We start from the raw sequence: 1261 nt of genomic DNA, 5'->3' as shown, positions 1-1261 counted from the left end.
GATTTCATCGCCGTAGTACAACGTCGGCGTGCCGGGCATCGACAGCAACAAGCTGTTGAGCAGTTCAACGCGGCGACGGTCACGCTCCATCAGCGGCGCCAGGCGCCGACGAATGCCCAGGTTAATGCGCGCACGGCGGTCGGCGGCGTAGTAGTTCCACAGGTAGTCGCGCTCTTTGTCGGTGACCATTTCAAGGGTCAGTTCATCGTGGTTGCGCAGGAAGATCGCCCACTGGCAGTTGGCGGGGATCTCCGGGGTCTGGCGCAGAATATCGGTAATCGGGAAACGATCTTCCTGGGCCAGCGCCATGTACATGCGCGGCATCAGCGGGAAGTGGAAGGCCATGTGGCATTCATCGCCGTCGTCGCCTTTTTTGTCACCAAAGTACAGCTGAGTATCTTCCGGCCACTGGTTGGCTTCGGCCAACAGCATGCGGTCGGGGTAATGCGCGTCGATCTCGGCGCGGATCTGCTTGAGCACGCCGTGGGTTTCCGGCAGGTTCTCGTTGTTGGTGCCGTCGCGTTCGATCAGGTAGGGAATGGCGTCCAGACGCAGGCCGTCGATGCCCATGTCCAGCCAGTAGCGCATCACCGAGAGCACGGCTTTCATGACTTGCGGGTTGTCGAAGTTGAGGTCCGGCTGGTGCGAGTAGAAACGGTGCCAGAAGTACTGGCCGGCGACCGGGTCCCAGGTCCAGTTGGACTTTTCGGTGTCGAGGAAAATGATGCGGGTGCCGTCGTACTTCTGGTCGTCATCGGACCACACGTAGAAGTCCCGTGCCGCCGAGCCCGGCTTGGCCTTGCGCGCCCGCTGGAACCACGGATGCTGGTCGGAGGTGTGGTTGATCACCAGTTCAGTGATGACCCGCAGGCCCCGTTTGTGCGCCTCACTGATAAAGCGCTTGGCGTCGGCCATCGTCCCGTAGTCGCTGTGCACGCCACGGTACTCGGCGATGTCATAGCCGTCGTCGCGGCGCGGCGACGGGTAGAACGGCAGCAGCCAGATGGTGTTGACGCCCAGATCGGCGATGTAGTCGAGCTTGGCGATCAGGCCGGGAAAGTCGCCGATACCGTCATTATTGGAGTCGAAATAGGATTTGACGTGAACTTGGTAGATCACCGCGTCCTTGTACCAGAGCGGGTCTTTGATAAAAGTGGCTGGGGTGGGTTTCTTCGCCATTGGAAACTCCTGGAACACTGAAAATTGTGCAGAAGACATGCAATCAAGATGGGAGCTGGCTTGCCTGCGATAGCGGTGGGCC

General features: G+C 60.0%; 1 protein-coding gene. It reads right to left on the bottom strand.

Annotated elements, in window-relative coordinates; all coding sequences use genetic code 11:
• Window positions 1-1179 (bottom strand): maltose alpha-D-glucosyltransferase (gene treS / locus FEM54_RS32735; protein ID WP_138454302.1); only part of this gene is annotated, 1179 nt, incomplete at its 3' end.
• Window positions 1180-1261 lie beyond the last annotated feature (82 nt).

This window comes from Pseudomonas edaphica (genome assembly GCF_005863185.1).
Lineage (GTDB): Bacteria > Pseudomonadota > Gammaproteobacteria > Pseudomonadales > Pseudomonadaceae > Aquipseudomonas > Aquipseudomonas edaphica.
Note: the sequence above shows the minus strand (reverse complement) of the source record. Positions and strands in the feature narration are given on the sequence as shown.